This is a genomic window from Flavobacteriales bacterium (genome assembly GCA_020635395.1).
Lineage (GTDB): Bacteria > Bacteroidota > Bacteroidia > NS11-12g > UBA9320 > UBA987.
Map to the genome: position 1 here is coordinate 1 of JACJZV010000002.1, position 22,004 is coordinate 22,004.

19 protein-coding genes and 1 tRNA gene are annotated in these 22,004 nt (G+C 38.6%); 12 read left to right on the plus strand and 8 right to left on the minus strand.

Annotated elements, in window-relative coordinates; all coding sequences use genetic code 11:
- From H6607_06305 to H6607_06315, 3 genes are all read left to right on the plus strand, one after another.
- The coding region (locus H6607_06305; GenBank protein MCB9261968.1) for a hypothetical protein at positions 1–1,326 on the plus strand (1,326 nt) is incomplete at its 5' end.
- A gap of 84 nt (positions 1,327–1,410) precedes the next feature.
- Positions 1,411–2,607, plus strand: coding sequence for a WD40 repeat domain-containing protein (locus H6607_06310; GenBank protein MCB9261969.1), 1,197 nt, complete (start codon positions 1,411–1,413; stop codon positions 2,605–2,607).
- Positions 2,600–3,016, plus strand: coding sequence for a RidA family protein (locus tag H6607_06315; GenBank protein MCB9261970.1), 417 nt, complete (start codon positions 2,600–2,602; stop codon positions 3,014–3,016). Before H6607_06310 ends, H6607_06315 begins: the two co-directional genes overlap by 8 nt.
- An 8-nt stretch (positions 3,017–3,024) precedes the next feature.
- Here H6607_06315 and H6607_06320 read toward each other — a convergent pair whose 3' ends face one another.
- Positions 3,025–4,404, minus strand: coding sequence for an SDR family oxidoreductase (locus H6607_06320; protein ID MCB9261971.1), 1,380 nt, complete (start codon positions 4,402–4,404; stop codon positions 3,025–3,027).
- A gap of 94 nt (positions 4,405–4,498) precedes the next feature.
- Positions 4,499–4,573 (minus strand) — tRNA-Ala (locus tag H6607_06325).
- Positions 4,574–4,717: 144 nt separating this feature from the next.
- Between H6607_06325 and H6607_06330 the strand changes: the two genes are divergently transcribed.
- From H6607_06330 to H6607_06355, 6 genes are all read left to right on the plus strand, one after another.
- Positions 4,718–5,353: a hypothetical protein gene (locus H6607_06330; protein MCB9261972.1), complete on the plus strand. Its 636-nt coding sequence runs from the start codon at positions 4,718–4,720 to the stop codon at positions 5,351–5,353.
- A 17-nt stretch (positions 5,354–5,370) separates the two neighbouring features.
- Complete coding sequence (locus H6607_06335; protein ID MCB9261973.1) at positions 5,371–6,510, plus strand: AAA family ATPase; 1,140 nt, start codon at positions 5,371–5,373, stop codon at positions 6,508–6,510.
- Positions 6,507–7,205: a hypothetical protein gene (locus tag H6607_06340; protein MCB9261974.1), complete on the plus strand. Its 699-nt coding sequence runs from the start codon at positions 6,507–6,509 to the stop codon at positions 7,203–7,205. Before H6607_06335 ends, H6607_06340 begins: the two co-directional genes overlap by 4 nt.
- Positions 7,202–9,799, plus strand: a complete 2,598-nt coding sequence (locus H6607_06345) for a hypothetical protein (GenBank protein ID MCB9261975.1) — start codon at positions 7,202–7,204, stop codon at positions 9,797–9,799. The genes H6607_06340 and H6607_06345 overlap by 4 nt, the downstream gene beginning before the upstream one ends.
- Complete coding sequence (locus H6607_06350) at positions 9,771–11,531, plus strand: hypothetical protein (protein MCB9261976.1); 1,761 nt, start codon at positions 9,771–9,773, stop codon at positions 11,529–11,531. Before H6607_06345 ends, H6607_06350 begins: the two co-directional genes overlap by 29 nt.
- Positions 11,532–11,653: 122 nt before the next feature.
- Complete coding sequence (locus H6607_06355; GenBank protein MCB9261977.1) at positions 11,654–12,286, plus strand: peroxiredoxin; 633 nt, start codon at positions 11,654–11,656, stop codon at positions 12,284–12,286.
- A 77-nt stretch (positions 12,287–12,363) separates the two neighbouring features.
- Here H6607_06355 and H6607_06360 read toward each other — a convergent pair whose 3' ends face one another.
- Positions 12,364–13,401 carry a quinone-dependent dihydroorotate dehydrogenase gene (locus H6607_06360; GenBank protein ID MCB9261978.1) on the minus strand — a complete coding sequence of 346 codons (1,038 nt, stop codon included), beginning with the start codon at positions 13,399–13,401 and terminating at the stop codon, positions 12,364–12,366.
- Between the two features lie 70 nt (positions 13,402–13,471).
- Here H6607_06360 and H6607_06365 point away from each other — a divergent pair, with 70 nt between their 5' ends.
- On the plus strand, positions 13,472–14,995 hold the full coding sequence (locus H6607_06365) for a hypothetical protein (GenBank protein MCB9261979.1): 1,524 nt from the start codon (positions 13,472–13,474) through the stop codon (positions 14,993–14,995).
- On the opposite strand, the gene H6607_06370 is transcribed toward H6607_06365, so the two are convergent.
- Entirely contained in the window at positions 14,985–15,677 is a 693-nt protein-coding gene (locus H6607_06370; protein MCB9261980.1) for an NAD-dependent deacylase, read from the minus strand. The two genes, H6607_06365 and H6607_06370, sit on opposite strands and share 11 nt — an antisense overlap.
- A 96-nt stretch (positions 15,678–15,773) precedes the next feature.
- Between H6607_06370 and H6607_06375 the strand changes: the two genes are divergently transcribed.
- Complete coding sequence (locus H6607_06375) at positions 15,774–16,514, plus strand: hypothetical protein (protein MCB9261981.1); 741 nt, start codon at positions 15,774–15,776, stop codon at positions 16,512–16,514.
- A 25-nt stretch (positions 16,515–16,539) separates the two neighbouring features.
- Here the strand turns inward: H6607_06375 and H6607_06380 are convergent, their stop codons facing one another.
- The 3 genes from H6607_06380 to H6607_06390 form a co-directional block, all read right to left on the minus strand.
- Positions 16,540–18,666, minus strand: a complete 2,127-nt coding sequence (locus H6607_06380) for a gliding motility-associated C-terminal domain-containing protein (protein ID MCB9261982.1) — start codon at positions 18,664–18,666, stop codon at positions 16,540–16,542.
- 114 nt (positions 18,667–18,780) lie between these two features.
- Positions 18,781–19,497, minus strand: coding sequence for a 3'-5' exonuclease (locus H6607_06385; protein MCB9261983.1), 717 nt, complete (start codon positions 19,495–19,497; stop codon positions 18,781–18,783).
- A 9-nt stretch (positions 19,498–19,506) separates the two neighbouring features.
- Complete coding sequence (locus H6607_06390; GenBank protein MCB9261984.1) at positions 19,507–20,331, minus strand: RNA methyltransferase; 825 nt, start codon at positions 20,329–20,331, stop codon at positions 19,507–19,509.
- Between the two features lie 31 nt (positions 20,332–20,362).
- Here H6607_06390 and H6607_06395 point away from each other — a divergent pair, with 31 nt between their 5' ends.
- The gene (locus tag H6607_06395; GenBank protein MCB9261985.1) at positions 20,363–21,373 is read left to right on the plus strand and encodes a hypothetical protein; all 1,011 of its coding nucleotides are present in this window, start codon (positions 20,363–20,365) and stop codon (positions 21,371–21,373) included.
- A 24-nt stretch (positions 21,374–21,397) separates the two neighbouring features.
- On the opposite strand, the gene lpcA is transcribed toward H6607_06395, so the two are convergent.
- Positions 21,398–21,979, minus strand: coding sequence for a D-sedoheptulose 7-phosphate isomerase (lpcA, locus tag H6607_06400; GenBank protein ID MCB9261986.1), 582 nt, complete (start codon positions 21,977–21,979; stop codon positions 21,398–21,400).
- Between the last annotated feature and the right edge of the window lie 25 nt (positions 21,980–22,004).

Sequence of the window (22,004 nt, forward strand, 5' to 3'; positions counted from 1 at the left end):
CTAACCGCCAGCGAAGCCGACAAAATAACGCGTGACAAGGATTCCTTGTTTAAATATTTGTTAAAACTTCGCATTAATCAGGATATTTTGGGCGGATATTCGGTGGATGATGAACTGACCTATTTAGCCACACAAAAAGTGCGTGAGGTAAACCAATTGCATGAAGAAAGAGACGAAATAAGATTCAAACTATGCGACACCTCTCACATGACGGCCTACGAACTCTACACCATGATGGTGTATGGCGAAGATGAGGTTTATACATCGAGTTTTCTTGGACTTTTTAACCGTATGATGCAACGTATGAAAGAAAAATCATCATACGAATTTTTGTATAATATGGGCAGAAACAAATACCGAACATTCATAAAAATGTGTGCCGCATACAATGTTTTGCCCGAATTTTTATCAAAAATGAGCATTTGGGAAAGGCGGTCTCTTTTTAATTCGTTTATCGGTGGGTTAGACAAAGAGCTAAATCCGCTGGAACAAGCGGTGGCCGTGGCCGACACCTATGGCAGTTTAAAAGATGATACCACTAAAAATATTTTTGAAACCGCTTTAAAGAAAGAATATCAAAATGTGCGTTGGACAAGTGTGGAAGCTCAAAAACTCTATGGCCTATTGTTAGAACTACTCCACATAAACTCAGAATCTGAAAGCCTTAAAGAAGATTTGGACGGTTTGGTATCTATTGCCACAGAAAACTTGTTTAAAAAAGGAGAACACGTGCAACAACATTTCTTTTTTGATGATGAAGACGGCTGGGCCAGTTACGCATCGTTTGTTGGCACATTTCAACGACCCGGATGGCAAATATTAGACAAAGGTCATTATGTTATTATCCAATCTACTGCCGGGAAAAAAGTAAAAATTTATGCCAATAAGGCCAAAGACGAATATGATGGGCAGGATGATTTAGCCGCCTTGTTTAAAGAAACAAAACGCTACCCGGATGCCGTTATTCACAGAGGACACAGTTATTACGCCAACATTACTATCGAGACCATTACGCCCAATGCGGACTTAGTAATTCTTGGCTCTTGCGGTGGGTATAACAACATTAGTAAGGTACTGGATTATGCTCCAAGTGCTCAAATTATTTCGAGCAAACAGGTAGGAACTATGTATGTAAACAATGAATTGATTTTTACGATTTGCGAATACATTCGTACCGGAAAAGACTTAAACTGGGAAGTTTTGTGGCCAGAAGTGAAACGCAAAATTGGCTCAAACTCGGTGGTGCAAGAACGATTTGACGATTACCTTCCACCACACAAAAATATGGGGGCTATTTTGATAAGAAATTATCGAAAATCACTTTAATTCACACAATTGTTCATAAACCGTTGACTTTATTTACACCGTAGAGACAATAGGTTAAAAGTATATCTTTACCTTTGAAACGCTATGTGTAGTATCATCAAAAAAACGCTCTCGTTGGGATTTGGGATATTAATTTTCTCTGTTTCCATGGCCGCCAAAGATTCTATTCCGCAATACTTTGGCAATCATCAAGACGATTTAGAATCAATTGCCGTAAGTAAGAATATCGTTGCCACAGGCTCGTGGGATAAGAAAATTCAGCTTTTTAAATCAGATTCTACCCACACCTATATTCAGGAACTTTCGGGTCATAATGCCGCTGTTTCGGCACTGCGTTTTACCTCTGATGGAAAAATGCTTGTATCAGGAGGGAAGGATTATAAAATTATTATTTGGAACACCGAAAACCCCGATAACGTTGAAAAAGTAAAAGAACTGAGCATGGTACACAATGCAGGTATAAACAGCATTGCAACAGGTTCTTTAAAAGGTGTTATATACTCAGCCGGAGACGATGGAAGAATTGTTATCAGCTATTATGTAAAAGGCACCAGCCGATTCATCGACAACAAAATACCTATAAATGAAATTGCTGTAAGCCCCAACAATCAATTGATTTACTGTGCCGACGAATCTGTAAATCTGAAGCAATACAACATGCTTGGCGGTTTACTTAGAGAGTTTAAAGGCCACACGGATGAAATAAATGCCGTGGCGTGTAGTAACGACAACCTTATGGTGGTGACCGGAAGTAGCGACAAAACAGCCATTATTTGGAATGTGAGTAATGGAAAACCTAAAAAAGTGCTTTCCGGACATGGTTGGAAGATTACTTCTGTAGCCTTTAGCCCCGACAATAAATACGTAATTACCGGAGGCACAGACGGGATGGTAAAAATATGGGATGCAAACAGCGGAGAAGAAGTGGAATCTTTCTTTGATGAAAAAATAAGAATCCGTCAATTAGATATTAGTTCTGATCTTACTAACATTTATGCTGCCGTGCAACTAAATACCGAAGTGCAACAGGTTTCGTATAAAGCCATCGTTTGGAATACCGGAATGAACATTAAACCAGCCGTAACCGCTCTGCCGAATACATCAACAAACGGAAATACAATCCGAAACGGAAATACTCAAAACAAAGAAACCAACAATGCCACTTCTAAAACTACCTCCGAACCATCCAAACCTTCCCCATCAAAAAATGGAACTACAAATGGTAGCAAAGAAGTATTTTCGCGGGGTGACGAAGTGAAAATATCGATAGAAGATGAGTAGCGAAAAATTTGATTCTGGAAAAGCCCCCGAACCGGTTGGTTTATATCCGCATGCCCGAAAAGTGGGCAACCTATTGTTTTTGAGCGGGGTTGGCCCAAGAGAGCGGGGAACCAAAAAAATACCCGGTGTTGAATTGGACGAGAATGGAAAAATAATTTCCTACGACATTGAGACTCAATGTCACTCTGTATTTAGAAACATTCGATACATATTGGAAGATTCCGGCAGCAGTTGGGATAACATTGTGGATGTAACCGTTTTTTTAACCAACATGAAAGATGACTTTGCCACATACAATCGATTGTATGCCGAATACTTTAAAGACAATCAACCATGCCGCACCACGCTGGAAATCAATTGCTTGCCCACACCTATAGCCATTGAGCTAAAAGTGATAGCGACCATTTAATTGCCCTATTACCAATCTACTTTTTGGTAATCCTTATAAAGACACCCAAACTCAGGTGTTTCATTTAAAATCTGCACAATATTGTGCATTATTCTTGATGCTCCATCCACTGGGTCTAAGGGGGGAATTTGTAATTTCTCGAACTGGTCATTTCTTCGGGCCTCAGATGCTCCGGTTGAAATCCAGCCAACGTCAACCGAATTCATAAAAATATTGTACCCAGCCAAATCAGAGGCAGATGTTTTGGTAAGCATATTCAAAGCCGCTTTAGTCATGTTTGTATGAGGATGAAATACCGTTTTGTTTTTATAACTGAACTGCCCTTCTGACGAAGTTACATTCACGATAATTTTAGGTTGATGAGGCAGTTTTATCATTAACGGTTTTAATTCCGACACAAGCAAGTATGGCGAAATTTGGTTGATCAGATTTACTTCAAGCAGTTCTTCCAATTCAATTTCACCTAATTTGGAGTTCCAGCTATTCTTTGTCCGATAATCTATGGGCTGACCAAATCTGTTTTTGGTTTGGGGAAAATTCTCCAACTCCGGCAAAAACTTATTTGCCTCCTTTTGAATTGGTGTAGAATTGGCTACTACCATAATGGTTGCAGCCTCTATATTTTTAACTTCTTTTGATATGAGTCCGGAATAGTATTCAATGGGATATTTGATGGTTTGAGCCGCATTGTTGATGAGTATATCCAAACACTCCAATTGATTTTTGCAAAATTCAACAAAGTCATACACAGCCTTCAAATTCCTCAAATCTAAACCATAAATAATCAAACGGTCTTTCCAGACCGCAAAGTCCGATTCTTTAGAAAACTCACTCCAAGCTGCTCCCGGAAAACGGGTGGTAACCACAACCCGAGCATTGCACCGAAGCAACCTCAAAGCCGTTGCAAATCCAACCTTTATTCTCCCACCTGTAACAATGGCCGTTTTACCTGACAACTCGATGCCCAACGAGCGGTTTGCATAGTTTAGGGTTGCACATTCCAGACACAGTTTATGGTAAAAAAAGTGCAACTGATTGTACAAATTGTGGCAGATATAGCAGCGTTTCGGATTCTTTAGTTCCGTAAAGATTATGTGTCTGGAATCATCGCTATGGGTAAAATAAGAAGCGTTATTTTTTGCGTTGGTAATGATTGTAGTTGATGAAATTAGCTCATTATCAATTTTCTTCGGATTTATCCACTCTTTATCAAGGTTTATGGTTTTTTGCTTTGCCAATTGCTTTTTGGCCTTTTTAGAAATTTTTGAAATTATATTTTTAAAACGATCATTATCAGGATTATTTAAGGGGTCTTCCACTAAAGATTCCAGCACTTTCATGCATGCATCCCATTCTTCCTGACTGAATTTTATTATTTGATTATCCATTGTTGATCAAAAAATGAGGATACCTGCAAGAATCGAACTTGCTTTTCAGGTTTGTTCACCAGTTTCCTGACCATTAGAAGAAGGTATCCTCTAATTATCGCAGTAGGACTCGAACCCACGACCTCCCGCAGTGCACGTCGGGTAATCTTACCAACTGATATACACGATAATTAGCTCGAATTAAAACAAATTATCCCGCATTAAAAATTTTTTTGCTATGAATTAGGCGAGGTGCCACAGAACGAAACATTCCGCAATTTTTTTGATAGCATTTTTAATAAAATTTCAATTGATTTGTAGAACAACAAAAAAAGTGAGCCAACAATTGTTTTATAGAGCCATTACAGAACTTCGCCGAGATGGTAGTTTGGTTCTTTACCAGAACATTTTTTTTATTGCCGGTGCTGAAGAAACCGAGGTTGCACTTTTTTTAGAAAATGAATATCAGCTTGAAACAAATGGCTACCTGCTCGATGTTCCACCTTTTGATGCCAAAGCTGCGCTATGGGCCGCACGCCTGATTTATCATGCTGCCCAATTTATTTTATACAGAGCAAACAGCATTGCAAGCATTGACGAATTCATTGTTGATTATGAAGCCGAGCCCAACGCCTCATCAGTTTTAAGTGCTGACCTTTGTTTACGCTTTATGCCAATGCTTGTTGAAAGTCTTAGAAAAATTGAACCATCAGACCCGCTTATCGACAAACTATATCAAATAATGAGAAAGTGGCACTTTTCTGGAATAGCCATAACAAAACTATTTGATAATCAGGAAATTGACTTTAATCTCTATGTTAAAAATGCACATCTTTCGAGAGAATACATTAATCGAATTGTTACATTTAGAAATGTAAATCTGGCTCGACATCCAGCATGGCACACTGCCGCAAAAGATGCCATGGGCTTATACCAAGAAACCTTTTGGCCAAATCTAATCAACGTATAGCTTTATTCTGAAAAAAAATGGGGAACAGTCAAAATTTAATTAAACTTCAGGAGGTTTTAAACTACCTAAAAAACTCTTTTGTTGGCAAAAATGAAATTATAGATATACTAGGTATTAGCCTAATAGCTCGGGAGAATGCCTTTTTATTTGGCCCTCCAGGAACGGCAAAATCGGCCATTGTGCGTATGCTTTCCGCGTGTATTGAAAAGGGCAAAAACTTTGAATATCTGCTTACGCGGTTTACCGAACCCAACGAAATTTTTGGCCCGTTCGACATACGTAAACTTAAAGATGGCGAATTGGTAACAAACACCGACGGCATGATGCCCGAAGCCTCCATGGTGTTTTTGGACGAAATATTTAATGCCAACAGTGCCATATTAAATAGTTTGCTGACCTCTCTAAATGAGCGAACTTTTAGAAGAGGCAAAGAAACCCTAAAGCTGCCCACTTTGATGTTTGTGAGTGCGAGCAACTTGCTCCCGGAAGATGAGGCATTAGCGGCCTTGCTGGATAGGTTTTTGATGCGGGTAAGATGCGACTATGTGGACACAGACCTTATTGGCGAAGTTTTATTAAAAGGCAGATCGTTGGAAAAATCTACCCAAACCGATATGCCAACCATAACACCAAACGAAATTATGGAACTGCAAAGTCATTGTCTTAAAATTGACCTATCATTAATTACGGAGACTTATGTAGAACTCATTCATCGACTTAGAAATGCCGGAGTAAAAGTATCCGACCGCAGAGCCGTGAAATTGCAGAATCTCATTGCATCAAGTGCACTTATTTGTGGCCGCGACCAAGCTGAGATTTCTGATTTGTGGGTTTTGAAATACATTTGGGATACAGAAGAGCAAATTGAAATTTTGGCGGGAATTGTTAATCAAATACTGGAAAAATCGTCATCAGAAAAAGCACACCCACAATCTAAATTAAACACGCTGCCGGATGCTGAGGAATTAGCTTCTGATATTGACAAACTGCTATACAACTGGCAAAACGACAAACTTTCGCTGGATGAACAAAACACGATGAAAGACAAACTTCGTTATTTACAATCGAGGGTAAACTGGGTAAGCAACAAAGAGCATCGCACCTTTTTGCAGGAAAAAGTGGATTTGCTATGGAGCAATATGCTTAAATCGGTATGAGTTTTTTCATTCAGATACGAAATTATGAAAAGGAAAGTCTCTACTTTTTGAGAGAATATCCGTTTCTCAGAGTTGCCACCGATGCAGAAAACCTGTGGCTTGCTGACTTTGATGAAAACTTCATTAAACTTCCTCAGATTATTGCCATTAAAAATTTGGTTATTTATAGGGAAGAGGCAAACATTCTGTTTCCTATAAACAGCAGATTACCGGCTGGCAAAGTGCCCGAGGTTTTGTGGACTCCAATAGCTCATTTTTTGCCTGTTACAAAGCCAAAATACAACCACAATTTCTTCGGCATTCATGATAGACTATCAATAAATTTGACACCCTACGACACGCCACAACCCATTCAAGCAATTCTTTCTCCATTAAATTTACTCAAAGACTATATAACTGGAGTACCCAGATTTAGATATGGCCACCTTAAATGGGTACAAATTGGTGAAGAAGCATTGGTTTTTGGTAGTCCTTCGGCCAGTATGCAGGGCAAAAGCTACTGGCAACTTGGGTTTCATTTGCTGCCGGAAGGTTATCATTTTGAATTCCCTCTTTTAGCAGATACAATCCGCAAGGTTTTTCGCAAATCAAAGGATTCGATGTTGTTATGGGAGTTAGATGGCAGTCATACCGCCATTCCATTCGACTATTTTACCCACCTTGCCCCAGATTCATTTGCAGAATTAATAAGATGAAATCAAAACTAATACATATCAAGGATTACTTTCTGCCGGGTAGTAACTATTCGCCCTTTTGGCAATATTCTGAAAATGCCCAAATAATTGAGTTCGACGGAAAAACTATTTGTTATACCAATTATCTTTTGGAAGTATTGGAAACGTTCGAAAACGACAGGCGGCCTCCATTAACACCCTTATTGTTTGCAATAATGGCTACCAATGAAGATGGAATGCAACAAATCGGTAAACTTATTAGCACCAGAGGCGAGTTTTATAAGTTCTTGCAAAACATTCATGCATTGCCAGAATCTTACAAAACAAGTGCAAACAGAATCGTACTTTTTAACACCTTGTTTAAAAACGCACCTGAAAAATATACTTTTTATACCGACAACCTACCATTGGCTCAGGCCTTCGGAAAATATAGAACATTATTTTCGGAAAATAAACCGCCGGAAAAGTGGTGGGCAAATGGGATATTAAATAATTCTAAACCTCTCTATAGAATCATATTTCCTACCACCAAATCCATTAAAGATGCCATCGACTCCAATCCATTTGTTATTCCAAGAAATAAAATCACACTACCCCCCATTTTGCCTGCCAATAATGATACGTTCATAAATGAATTGATTGACCAAAGAAAGACAGAAAAAATTGGGCTACTGATACCGAGTTTGCTTGCGGGTTTGAGAATTCCGGTACATCACTCCGAACCCGGAATTCAGCCAATGGGTGGCACAGCCGACATAAGCAACAAAGGCGATTTATCCAGACTATTATTATCGGAGTTGGCCAATGACGACGACACCCTAATGTTGCGATTGGCAAACCAAGAGGCTCTTTATCTTGAACGGGAGACACCCCCAAAACGAAGCAACAAAACCAGATATATCCTTATTGATGTAAGCCTAAAAAATTGGGGAAGCCCAAAAATAATGGCTTATGCCGTTGCATTGGCGTTGGCCATTCATCCACAAAACGATATAAGATGCGAAATTTGGGTTTTGAGCGGAGAATCATTTTTCTCCATTGAAACCAACCCACCAAATCCGATGCTGATTGAAAACTCCCTGTCAACGGTAAGTACAAATCTGCATTCAACCACTGCCGCCACAAATCTTATTAAATCTCTTTCTGCAAAAAAAGATTACGAAATTGTGCTGATACACGAACACTCCATCCAATACGAAGAGTGGCAAGTATGGTTAACCGAGCAGAGTGAAAAAATCAAATTTATCATTCACACCGAAAGAAACGGCAACCTACACGTGTATGAGAAAGGCAAACTCGGAAAAAGAAAAATACAGAGTATGATGCTGGATTTGGACGTAAAAAGAACGTGGAGTAGAAAGGTAATAGAAACCCCAGAAAAATATTACAACCATTCTGATTTATCCTTGGAATCGGTGCCTATTCTATTTCCTGCAAACCAATGGGCAGATGACATTGTACTTTCTCCAAAAACAATATTTCTGATTCAGGGTTCCCACATATTTGCCCAATGGAGTTGGTTTACGGGAGAAAAACCAAATAAAGATGATATACGTAACAATCTTTTCAGGCCAATACCTTTGACTTACCAAACCAAGCATTGTGGCATCATTGTTTTGGGTAAAAAAATATTCCTGTTTCAGTATTTAGAAAATAGAGGCGAGGTTTTGATTACTAACATACAAAAAAATCAAACCTACGACACTATCAAAGTTTGCTATCCAGGCGATGAAGTTGAGGTGTTTTTTGACTTAAACAGCTTTTTTATTACTGTTTCGGATAAGGTTTATAGCATTGACTCAAATCTAAAACTTATCAGTCATGATTGGAGATATGTTGGAAAAATACACAAAAAAGTTAGTGCTCGAAAACGTATAACAATGAAAAAAATAGGGTTATACCCGCTTCGTTATCTTTTTCGCATCGAACAATTCCTTCCTCACGTTTGGGAAACTCCCGAATACATCAAAATCAACTCATTAGGTTTTAATACTCATACAGCCTTCTCCTTTTTCGAGTTTAAAAGCCACTTAACATCGAAAAAAGATTTTGAGATAATTGGTTACCGCGACAATGACCAATACACTTTTAGCGACGGCAGTTGCATAATTGATACAAATTGTGGTATCCTTATTCTTAAAAGTTCCAATAATAAAGTACCGCCTATATACCTAAACAAAAACCCCTATGTTACCATTTGTGCTACCCAAGAACATTTATGTATCTCGGAAACTTCCATGATTGATGTATATAAGAGGTGGACTCCCGAGACGGTGGAATTATACATAACAAAACTAAGAGGTGAAAAACGATTGATGATAGACTACATACATCAAACAAATCAAATACCTATTCCGAAGATTCATCAATGGGTTAATGATTTTCTTGACTCAACGGATTCTCCTCTCATAGTTAAATGGAGTCACGCCTCGACATTGACAGCGGGGCTAAAAAATAGGTTCAAAACCGAAACTTCCTATAAAATTAAAAGTTTTGCTGACAAATCTAACAAGATGTTAACCATTCTTGAACAAGAAGAATTTGAAGAACAAATTTTATTTCCATTTATAAATACAATTATTGAACATGAACTTAAAACTCACACCCGCAGATAAAAGCAAACATCCTATTGCAGGATTTATCATTCGGTCGGCAAACATGCACGATTGGTTGATTGAATTAAACGCACTTCCCTTAAGAAGGCAGGATTTTGAATTGTTTGCTTTGCCCGGCGATGAAGCCAATACGGTTTGGGGTTGTTTTGTTTGGTTAATAAATCCAATAAATTCAAACATTCGTCATCGAAATCAGCGGATGCAACAAATAGGAAATCAGCTCTTTATACCAGAATATACGGACATTTTTCCGAGGCTAAATGCAACCGAAATAGACACCCTATTTAGCGGGAACATGCATTTGATGCATCCGGAAATAGGTTTGGTTGAATTAAACGAACCATTCACTTTCGAACAAAACATAACTTCTGCAAGCAGCACCATTCCTCCCCAAAAACCTAAAACACCCTATAAAATTCCTACAGTATTATCAACCATAAAAATAGCCAAGGTTGACATTTCTGACCATATAACTGAATTGGAAAAAATGACCAAACCTGATTCTAAGAAGCCTCCATTATCAGGAAAAGAAAAAATTAAATTGTCGATTTATGATTTTCTGATAGACCTGTTGGGAGACAAAAAAAAGGCCGGTTCAACCTCTCGAAAAACGGATGAACCGCCTCAAAAAAATGACTCCGACAAACAAAGTGACCCCTTTAAGAGAGCCAATCATTTTTTTGACAAACTGGGTAAAATCGCACAAGGTATTTTTAAGAAATCAGCCTCACGAATGTCGTTTGATTACAACCAACTGAAGGAGCGAAACATGCGTGAGATGGAAAAACTAATGAAAATGATAGAATCAAACCCTGATTTGGCCTTAAAGTATGCAATGCCCATATCTGACAACCACGAGCGGAGCGGACTACCCAGTGCTTGGAGCATGGGCGGATTTTCATTGTTCAAGTTGTTTGGAGGTAGTAGCAGCGGAAATGGGGGTAGTATTTTATTGGGAGATAAAGCTCTTGAAGATCTTAGAACCAAATATCAGAAAATGGCACGTGCCTATTTGGAAAAAGGAGATTATGAAAAAGCGGCTTATGTTTATATCAAACTACTAAAACAATATCGGGATGGTGCCAAAGCATACGAATCGGGGAAAATGTTTGAAAAAGCTGCCTCTACATACATCAAACTTTTGGATGATAAACATGCCGCTGCGGATTGTTTTAAAAATGCCTCGATGTATCTAAATGCTATAGAAATATTTGAGGAGCTTGAAAACTACGAAGAATGTGGCGATTTGTATATGCGTATTGGCCAACCCACGAGTGCCACAAAATACTTTGAAAGAGCCATAGGGAAGGCCGCCAAAACTCATAATTTTTTGCTGGCTGAGCGTTTGTGCAAAGATAAACTTCATGATTTTAGAAGAGGCCAAAACTACCTTTTGGAGGCTTGGAACCTATTAAAAGATAAATCTGCATTATCCTATTTGACTAAATATTTCCAGGAAGAAAAAAATGAAGATCAATTGATGTCAACCCTTAAAGACATTCACCAAAAACTACCAAACTTGAGCAAAACAAAGCAGTTTATCGAATGTCTGAAAAAGATAAATGTGACCAGCGAAGAAAATAAAAGTTTCATCAAAGAAACAGGTATTCAACTTATTTCTACTGCATCTCGCACCGACCGAATGGTAGTAAAACAGCTAAATGCTTTTATTGGCAGGGATACAGAATTAGAAAAAGATGTAATTCGGTTTACTACCCGCAAAACAATGTGATTTATCCAACAGCCTCAATCATGGCCTATTTCTCCAATCAATTCAGATATAAAAACAACTTATAGGAAATAGTTTGGGGCTTTAGGTGGTCGCATCTATTTTTGCCAAAAAAAAATAAAAAAATGTCTGTATTAGTAGGAAAAAATGCTCCGTCGTTTGTTGCACCGGCGGTTATTAATGGCGAAGAAGTTGTAGAAAACTTCACACTCGATCAATACAAAGGAGAGAAGTATGTAATATTCTTCTTCTATCCAAAAGATTTTACCTTTGTATGTCCGACAGAGTTGCACGCATTTCAAGAAAAATTAGCTGAATTTAAAGCCAAAGGTTGCGAAATTGTGGCCTGTAGCACCGACACCGAAGAATCTCACTGGGGATGGTTGCAAATGAGCAAAGATCAAGGTGGTATTCAAGGAATTACCTACCCAATAGTGGCCGACACCACAAAAACCGTGAGCATCAATTATGGTGTTTTGGCCGGAGAATATGGCTATGACGAAAACGAACATCTTGCCGCCACCGGCCCAATGATAGCCTATAGAGGTCTGTTTTTGATTGACAAAAAGGGCGTTGTTAGACACCAAATAGTGAATGATTTGCCATTGGGTAGAAACGTGAACGAGGCCATGCGAATGTTGGATGCCCTAATTCATCTTGAAACACATGGCGAGGTATGTCCTGCCAACTGGGAAGAAGGGAAAGATGCCATGAACGCTACGCATAGCGGTGTTGCTGATTATTTGGCAAAACATTAATGATTTGATTTTAACACGCCTGTAGGAACACGCCTCGAGGCGTGTTCCTACAGGCGTATTCCTGCAAACGTGTTTAATTATTTCACCCCATTCACAATCTCCGAAATAATTTTGGGTCCGGCATAAATAAACCCAGAATAAACCTGTATCAAATTAGCTCCCGCATTTAGTTTTTCATTGGCATCGGTTGCGGTTTCAATGCCACCAACACCAATAATGATTATCGAATTATTTTTTGACCGGATGTATCTAACTACTTCAGTTGAACGCTTTTTAACGGGTTTTCCGCTGAGGCCACCTGCTCCTAAAGTTTCAACTTCCAGTGAATTTGTCAATAAATTATCGCGAGAAATGGTTGTATTGGTTGCTACAATTCCAGCCAAACCATACGCCTCTACCAAATCCAAAATATCATCAATTTGACTAAAAGAATTGTCGGGCGATATTTTTACGAATAACGGTTTTGGCACTTTATTTTTCATTTTTTCGTCCACCTTTCTTATGGCTTCAAAAATGGTTTTCAAGGCATCTTTGTCTTGCAACTCTCTCAGATTCGGTGTGTTCGGTGAACTCACGTTTACGACAAAATAATCAACATACGTGTAAAGACATTCGTAACATTTGGCATAATCTTCATGGGCATTTTCGTTGGGAGTAACTTTGTTTTTGCCAATATTGCCGCCTACAATTAAATCAGTTTTGGGGAATTTGGCTCTAAAACCGCTTAACCTTTTGACTGCCGTATCCATGCCCTCGTTGTTAAAACCCATACGGTTTAAAAGTGCATGATCCCTTTTTAATCTAAACAATCGGGGCTTGTCATTACCCGATTGAGGCTTGGGCGTGATTGTACCAATTTCAACAAAACCAAAGCCCAGTTTATCCATCACCTCGAGGTATTCAGCATTTTTATCAAAACCCGCAGCCAAACCAAGTTTATTCCTAAATGTGAGCCCTGCCACCTGCTGTTTCTGGTTTTTTAACTGGCCAATCAACAATTGTTTGACAATACCGAAAAGGCCAAATTTATTCAACCACAAAAGCATTTTTGTTACAAAATGATGTGCCTTTTCGGCATCCATCTGAAACAGTATTTTTTTAAGAATTGCGTACATTTAGGTTGCGAAGATACAAGGCTTTTAGAATTGAATTCTTAAAGTTTTGTGCGTTTGGTATATTTGTGCAATGCGACCAATATTCCGCGTAATACTGACTCTTTGCATGATGTGGTTTAACCCTGCCCAAGCCCAGACACTGGATAGTTTTCTCAAAACCAACAAAAGTGCCTTAAACAACAACTTCAACATTGGCTTGTCAAGCAACATACAAAATCCTGCCCCCTTCCATTTTTACCCAGCTGTAAAAGCAAGGGTTGGTCGATTGCAAGTGGCTGGTTTTTACAGTCAGAAAAAGAATGATGACCTCTTAAAAAAATTAGAAATTGACTTGGATTTGTTTCCATTTCACACAAATGAAAGCACTAAGTATTACTTAAAAACCACTTTTGATGCCACCCTTGTCCGTATGATGGCTCAACAAACAACCTTTGATAATCACTTTACTCATGCCTTTGGAATGGGTGTATCACGTTATAAACTCAACAGTCGGCATCAATTTTCGGCCAAAATGGGTGTTGCTTTTGATTGGCAAAGACCTATATTGTGGCGAAGTCCGGTTGTTGGACAAAGCAGTTACCCATTTTTCAAAATATCGTACGACCTTTACATTTTCAAACTGCAAAAGCCGTTTTATGAGGGTCTTGAGTTAAAAAGTGACCACCCTATAACCTTGGGCGTTTTAAATTTTCTTGGAAAGAATTTCAATCCATCGGCTGGTGTCGGTTTTGGGGGTGGCCATTTATTTCATGTTGCTCCAAACATTGGCTGTTCTGTTGGTCGATTTTATTTTAGGGGGTTCACGTTGGATAATTACCAGAATAAAATTGGCTTTGGTACTGACTTTCAAATTGGCCTCAACATATTTCGTTTGGACATACACCCAGCTTACAAAACCTATTTCACAGCATCTTTCGACAACTTTTATTATGATAACTATAGTGTCCGTGACGACTACTTCTACCTTTGGCAAATAGGATTAAACCATTATAAAATAAATGGCTATCACAGCATAAACACAAAAATTGGAATTGCATTGGAATCTATTCCGGGCCTGGCGGCATTGAAATTTTCCAATAGTTTTACCCCGTATGGTGAGTTATCATACAACGTTCATATTTTCAAATTTCGTGATTTGAATATGGAAGAAATTCGATCAATTCAAACAAAAGATACCACCGAAAATGCCGTCTATCATAACCACAATCCATTTTTTAATTTGGGTGCATCAACGGTTCCCGACATTGGCATTTTCTCCTCTATAGGATTTAGTTTTAACAGAATAACCACAGGAGTTCGCGTTGGCTACTTTGATGGAGATTTGGCAGCTGGTCTTTTTGGAGATGTTGATATTTATAAAATTAAAAAAAGGACATCTTATCGCTATTATACTGCCGGAGTCAGCACCATAGGTTCAATTAATTTTATTCCCGGAATCAACATTGGATACAAAAGATACTTTGAAAAAAAGGCCGATTCTATAAAAGTTGGAATAGGTTTGCTAAACAACAAAACAGTAATTCCTACTTTCGAGGCTAATGCCTTTTTTTATGCGTTTAAGTTTAACTTTTCTAAACCCAAGACTAATCAATAAATTTCCCTAAAAACTCATCTCTAAAAATTTCCAATCCTTTGCTTGCTCCAGCCACAATGTGCTTAAATTGTTTTGTAGATTCATGGTTTTCATCGGGATCTATCAAAAAAATGGGACAATGAGCAGGTGCAAATTGCACTAAACCAGCTGCAGGGTAAACCGCCATACTGGTGCCAATAACCAACAAAATATCCGCCTGACCCACAATTTCTACGGCAGGTTCTATCATGGGCACTTGCTCGCCAAACCACACAATATGCGGCCTTACCTGACTTCCTTTGGGGCATTTGTCGCCAAGCTCGATGGTTGGCTTATCTAATTCAAATACCAAACGGTCATCCACTGTGCTTCTTCCTTTTGTTATCTCCCCATGCAGGTGGATAATGTTCGAACTTCCGGCACGTTCATGCAGATTGTCAATATTTTGGGTAATAATCCAAACCTCAACAAATTGCTCCAGTTCTTTCAAAATAAAATGTCCGGCATTGGGCTTTGATTCCAGCACATTTTTTCTTCGTTGATTGTAAAATTCCAAAACCAACGCTTTATCTTCTCTCCAACCTTCTGGGCTTGCCACTTTCATTACATCATACCCTTCCCACAGGCCATTGTTGCCTCTAAATGTTTGTATCCCGCTTTCTGCACTCATGCCCGCTCCGGTCAGCACCACCAGTTTTTTCATTTTTTCTACATTGTTTGAGACGAATATCGCAATCTAATCGTCTTGCTCAAACATTGTTATCTATTTTTGCAGAATCATTTTATTTAAATCGTAAAGGTGCTTAAAAAATTTACCCTCGTCGCTTTTGGACTTATTCTTTTTACTACCACTTTCGCTCAAGGAAGAATTGAAGGATATCTGACTCCCGGAATTGGCTATCGGCAATTGAGTACCTCCTCTACCCTTCTAAAAGATTCATTTTCAAACGCTGATAAATGGCGACAAAATTGGAGCGGAGGCATAAAATATCTAATAAGTCTCGACAAATACACCAAAATTCAGGTTGGTTTGGAGTATAAAGGTCGAAGTTTTACTCGGGTTCGTTCAGGTTTAAAATTTCACGACACCATACATCCAGAAGTAGGATGGCTGAAAGATTTATCGCAAACCACCAACGAAAAAAATGCCTATTACCACATGAAATATCGATACATCTCTATTCCGGTTATTTTTCAGAAAGTTTATAGTAGAAAGTTATTTATGAATAAAATGTATTTTGAATTTGCATCAGGTGTTGAATTTGATTTGAGATATGCAGACAAAATGGCTATTTTTTTAAAAGGCTTTTCGGTGGATGGAAACAACACGTTTAAGGTATCTAACTATTACAAACCCGACCTTTTTAATGTTAGTTTAAATATTGGAAGCCGCATGGAGTATAAACTTTCGGAGCGGTCTGACTTTAGTGTTCAACCCAATTTTACCTTTCCTTTGTTGGTTTCGGCAAAAGATGATTTTACAAAAATAAGGTTGTGGCAGATGGGTGTAGCGGTTGGTGTAAATTATATGTTGAAATAGAAAAAATTAAGAAAAAGAATTCAGATTAATAGACTACGTAAACAGGACCCGAGGCTAACTTTTTCACATAAGTTCCGCCTTCGGGCAGTTGATAGTGAATGATAAAGTAATAAGCACCCGGCATTACCACCTTTCCATTTACAGTACCATCCCAGCCTTTTCCTTCCTCATAAGATTCGAATATTTGCTGACCGTACTCGTCAAAAATGAGCATACTTGTAAAAACAAATAAACCTTTTGGGTAGAAATCCTCGTTCAAATCATCTCGATTGGGTGAGAAAACGTTTGGTATAAATATTTCGCAAGCCGTGGGTAAAATATCAATTTTAATACTATCCGAAACTACCCCGCAAGGGTGAGTAACGGTGGCCACATACAAGCCTGATTGGGTTGCCTGCCGAGAAAATTGGGTGTTGCCGTCGCTCCACAAAATGGTTCCGGCATCTGCCACTACGTTGAGATCAACATATTCTCCACCGCAAATGGATGTGTCGTTACCCAAATTCATTTTTGGCAATACCACTTGCCTAATTTTAATGGTATCTCTAAAGTTACATTTCCCGTTGCTACCCTGAGCCCAATAAGTTCCACCACTTGAAACTGTTCGGGTTTGATTGGTGCTGCCATCATCCCACAAATAATTTAAACCTGCCGAATCAACCTGTAAGACAATATCTGTACCCTTGCACAACAATGTATCTTTTCCCAAATTAAAACTTGGTCGAGCCAATACAGTAGTAGTCATTGGAAAAGTGTCTTTACAATTGCCAATGGTGTACACATAGAAAAAATCAAACGTACCGACTTTATCAGGCGAAAAGGTTGAGTTTGCAGCATCCACACCCGCACCATAAAAATATCCTCCACTCAATTTGGGCTGCAATTGCACCGAATTAACTTCATTCAAACAGTATTCCGTTTTTAGCCCGGCCACCGTATTGTCGGGCGGAGCAAGTACCTCAACGGTATCCGAAAAACTGGCTTTACACCCATTAATATCTTCCACCTCGCAGGTAACCTGAAATTTACCAACAGAGTTGTAAGTCCAAGTTGCTGGATTATTGGTAGAAGTGTTTCCATCACCAAATTTCCAGAGGGTGGAAATAATATTGTTTCCGCTTTGAGAAAAGGTAAATTTATTGGTATTTAGGCAAAGAGCCGTATCACTAAAATGAACCTTAGAGCTATCAATGGTGGGCGGCAGCACAAAGTATCGGTGCGTTATACTATCGTAGCAATACTCCCCTTTTGGGCTAACCTTTCTGCCCATTACCAATGTTACATCAAAATAGCCTGATGCACTGGTGGTGTATTGGAAGTTCTCATAATTTCCTTTAACATTGGTAGATGTGTGCCAAAGATATTTTGTGCCATCATACAAACCGTATATAGGTGGGTTTGGCAAATTTGATTTATTGTCAAAAACAAAAACGTTACTACCAAAACATCTGATGCTGTCGTTGCCGTCAATGGTGTCACTAATTTTAAAATCAACCTTATATGGAATAAGAATCGTATCTCTCAGAATAGTTGACGTTTTGCACCCTGTTGCAGTAGCCGTTAATGTAATGTCAAAAATTCCACCTTTGGTATAAACTCTCGATGCATTGGTACTTGTTTGTTTGGTGCTGCCATCTCCAAAATCCCACTCATAGGTCATGCTTAAACCCAACGAATTGCTTGATGAATTTGAGGTAGTAACACTATTGCCAGACAAGCATTGGTATGTATCGTTTATCGAAAAGGCTGCAACTATATTTTCTGTTTTAACGCTAAGCGTTGCATAACTTCCAGTGGTCAAATACTCATAGGTACCTGAATTAATGTTGTATTCATAAACAGCAAAATAGTACGTGGTATTCTTTTTTAACCCGGTCACATACACATATCCACCGCCGTTGTCATATACCACCTTCGTAACCGATTTGCCGGTTGGGTCGGCATTTTGACTGGTTTTAAAATTAGGGTCGGCAGTGTATGTTTTTGTTGAAGAGGGTACTAAGGAAACTGCTGTATCTTCTCTAATAAACACAATTCTGGCATCTCCATTTCCGTCGGTCCAACTCAACTTTAATTGGTTACAATATACCTCTGAAGCTGCAAGGTTAGAAGTATGCACGGTGGGAGGTTGTGCATTGACAAGTAATGTCAATACCACAAATATGATGGATACTATGAACCTGAAACGGGTCACAACGCTACAAATTTATATAAGTAAGACCGTTTAAGGAAGAAAACGCTGCAAAAACTACCTTATTTTGTTTTCTCAAGCAAAATGCAGTTCGGTTTGAGACAATAAAGGCAGCCCCACAAACCTGAGAAGCACATTTGCCAGCGTAACGACATCTTTTTGGCAATATGTTTTTATTCGCTCCAAATCATGTTCTTCATAATAAACTTGCCAAACCATGCTGCCGTCTATATCATCTTTTGGAGTTGGAATATTGAAGGTGGCCGCTAATAAATCGAGTGAAGTGTAACTTTTAAAATCACCAAATTTCCAAAGCTGCATGGTGTCAATATGGTTTACTTCCCACGGTTTTCTTCCGGCGGTATTGAGCAACATGGGCAATTTAATGCCATGCACCAACATTCTTCTCGACAAATAGGGAAAGTCAAATTCTTTTCCGTTGTGGGCACAAAGTGCTTTATTGGCTCCACTAAAACCGGCATTCAACAGGTTGCAAAATTCTAGGAGAAGAACCCTTTCATCATCCCCTGAAAAACTTTTGATTTTAAAATGGTAACTATCGCTTTGTCTAAAAAAAACACCCACACTTATGCAGACAATTTTTCCGAATTCGGCATAAATTCCGGCTCTATTGTAAATTTCTTCGGCAGTTTGGCCTTCTACCACCAGGTATTGAGCCTTGTGCTGCCACAATTTTTGCCAGCGTTCGTCCAATTTTTCAAATTTTTCGGTGGCCGGAACGGTTTCTATATCCAAAACCAAAATATTTTCGAGTTTCAAATTTTCTAACATGGCCGAAAGTTAGGCTTTTTTATTTCGTTGTCGTACCGCCTCATACACCACAACGGCTGTGGCTGTAGAAACGTTCATGGAATCCGCCTTGCCGAGCATGGGTATTTTTATACATTTATGGGCATTTTCAACCCAAAAATTGGTGATGCCAAAGGCTTCGCTGCCCATAACAATGGCTGTATTTTTTGACATATCAACCTCAAAATGTGGAATGGCACCTTCCAGATACGTACTGAATATGTTGAATCTATTTTCAGCTAAAAACTGCAAACAGGCTTCGTTTGAACATATTGCAAACGGAACGGTAAAAACCGTGCCCAGACTGGCTCTAATTACATTTGGGTTGTAAAAATCGGTATTTGCATTGGCAATTATAATAGCATCAACTCCTGCAGCATCGGCAGTGCGAAAAATTGCACCCAAATTGCCCGGTTTTTCAATAGACTCCAACACAAGAACTATACTATTTTTTGGTAATTTCAAATTGTCCAAACGAGTGTTGAACAATGAGAAAGTGGCCAACACATTTGGCACACTGCTTCTGTAGCTTATTTTTTCAAAAACCTGTTCATCAAGCAAAAATTGCTTTTCACACTCGACTTTTTCGGCATAAGCCTCCAAATCATCATTTGCCCAACAATGATTAAATAACATTTCAGTTGGATGCAAACCGCTTTCAATAGCAAGCTCAACCTCGCGTATTCCTTCCACCAAAAAAAGATGATTGCTTTCTCGGCCTCTTTTTTTATTCAGAGACTGTATTTTTTTTATCAGCGGATTTTTGAGACTCGAAATTTGTTGCACCCTGCAAATTTGATAAAAATATGAAATCATTAAATGGTTTATAATGCTAATTTTGTTGAGTATGAAACGGCCTCTTCTTTTAATCTTGCAGCTTTTTTTGTTTGTTCATTTAGCACAGGCACAAAATGGTTTTAAGAAGTTTTTTAAAAATTCGGAAATTCAATTCAATCTTAGCCCAACCAATGTTTTTAATTTTTCTTACAACAACGATTATTTGGACAAAGCCATAGAGAATGCGGATTTTCAAAACGACCCCAATCATTTAGCTGATGCCACTCCAACCAATGAAATACCAATAAATGTTCAATACGGCTATTACGTTGATGATTTCTATTATTTCGATTATTACGGCTATTCATCGTGGAGGGCATTTTCTACCATATCATTAAAAATCTTCAAACCCATTCATTACCCAAAAACTAAGAAAAAATCGTTCGATGTGGGCTTTGGCCTCGGGCTTCATCCTTTGGGAACCTACGTGCCGACAGATTGGTGGTATGGCAATGATGTTACTAAATATTTTGTTTACAATGGCCTCTATGATACTGTAACGATTACTGCATACAATCAACCCGATAGAACCTTTGTTTTTCCACGTTACGTGAAAGTTACATGTCCTATTGAGGTTCAAAAGGCGTTGAGCATTGAAACTTCTATACAGAAAAGTTTTACAAACCGCAGATATGATGTTAATATGTCGGCCAACTTTTCTTGGTTTCAAAGTTTAGCGAGAGAAGTTCAATTGGTAAGCGAATATTTCGATTACAATAAAATAGCTTCCTCATATTATGTACAAATAAACGATTTGTATATTTACGATATAAATGGCGTAAAAATGGAAAATCGAAGAGAGCCCCTTTCAAAATACGCCAATTTAAAAATACCCACAATTTATGGGTTTACTGCATCGGCTTCGGTTCACATGTATTACAGAATGGCTCAAAAAACACCAATTTATCTGGGTATAGGTGCAGAAAGTGGAATTAGGATGTCGTTTTCAAACAAAGACTTTGTAAACAGAATTGATTTCTTTGCTATTAATTTTGGAGTAAAATATAAGTTTGGGAAATAACCCGTTTCCGTTGTTTTCCGGTAGTTATTCCAACACGTTTCTCTCGATATAATCAATCAAACTATGAATAATTTTTATGTGAATTTCTTGAGCTCTATCGGCATAGTTTGATTTTGGGGCACGAATCTCCACATCGCACAGCTCGGCCATTTTGCCACCATCTTTTCCGGTAAGCCCCACCACTAAAATTCCTTTTTGTTTGGCAGTTTCAATAGCATTTAGCACGTTTTTGGAGTTTCCGCTGGTGCTTATGGCAAGTAGCACATCGCCTTTATTTCCCAATGCTTCAAGGTATCTGGAAAAAATAAAATCGTAGCCATAATCATTGCCCACGCACGATATATGCGAAGCATCGCTGATGCTAACTGCCGGTAAAGCCTTTCTGTTTTCCCTATATCTTCCGCTCAACTCCTCGGCAAAGTGCATGGCATCGCACATACTTCCTCCATTGCCACACGAAATAATTTTACCACCCGACTTTATGGCATCGGCCATTAATTTTCCGGCTTTTTCTATTTTTTCAAAATGGGTATTGTCATTTAAAAATTGCTGCAATACCAATTGAGCTTCTTCAAAATGTGCTTTTATCAATGAGATTTGAGACATAAAATGTGCGTATTTAGATTTGTTA

Coding starts and splice junctions, on each gene's coding strand:
- H6607_06310 (MCB9261969.1), top strand. CDS start 1,411: ATGTGTAGTATCATCAAAAAAACGCTCTCGTTGGGATTTGGGATATTA.
- H6607_06315 (MCB9261970.1), top strand. CDS start 2,600: ATGAGTAGCGAAAAATTTGATTCTGGAAAAGCCCCCGAACCGGTTGGT.
- H6607_06320 (MCB9261971.1), bottom strand. CDS start 4,404: ATGGATAATCAAATAATAAAATTCAGTCAGGAAGAATGGGATGCATGC.
- H6607_06335 (MCB9261973.1), top strand. CDS start 5,371: ATGGGGAACAGTCAAAATTTAATTAAACTTCAGGAGGTTTTAAACTAC.
- H6607_06340 (MCB9261974.1), top strand. CDS start 6,507: ATGAGTTTTTTCATTCAGATACGAAATTATGAAAAGGAAAGTCTCTAC.
- H6607_06345 (MCB9261975.1), top strand. CDS start 7,202: ATGAAATCAAAACTAATACATATCAAGGATTACTTTCTGCCGGGTAGT.
- H6607_06350 (MCB9261976.1), top strand. CDS start 9,771: ATGAACTTAAAACTCACACCCGCAGATAAAAGCAAACATCCTATTGCA.
- H6607_06355 (MCB9261977.1), top strand. CDS start 11,654: ATGTCTGTATTAGTAGGAAAAAATGCTCCGTCGTTTGTTGCACCGGCG.
- H6607_06360 (MCB9261978.1), bottom strand. CDS start 13,401: ATGTACGCAATTCTTAAAAAAATACTGTTTCAGATGGATGCCGAAAAG.
- H6607_06365 (MCB9261979.1), top strand. CDS start 13,472: ATGCGACCAATATTCCGCGTAATACTGACTCTTTGCATGATGTGGTTT.
- H6607_06370 (MCB9261980.1), bottom strand. CDS start 15,677: ATGAAAAAACTGGTGGTGCTGACCGGAGCGGGCATGAGTGCAGAAAGC.
- H6607_06385 (MCB9261983.1), bottom strand. CDS start 19,497: ATGTTAGAAAATTTGAAACTCGAAAATATTTTGGTTTTGGATATAGAA.
- H6607_06390 (MCB9261984.1), bottom strand. CDS start 20,331: ATGATTTCATATTTTTATCAAATTTGCAGGGTGCAACAAATTTCGAGT.
- H6607_06395 (MCB9261985.1), top strand. CDS start 20,363: ATGAAACGGCCTCTTCTTTTAATCTTGCAGCTTTTTTTGTTTGTTCAT.
- lpcA (MCB9261986.1), bottom strand. CDS start 21,979: ATGTCTCAAATCTCATTGATAAAAGCACATTTTGAAGAAGCTCAATTG.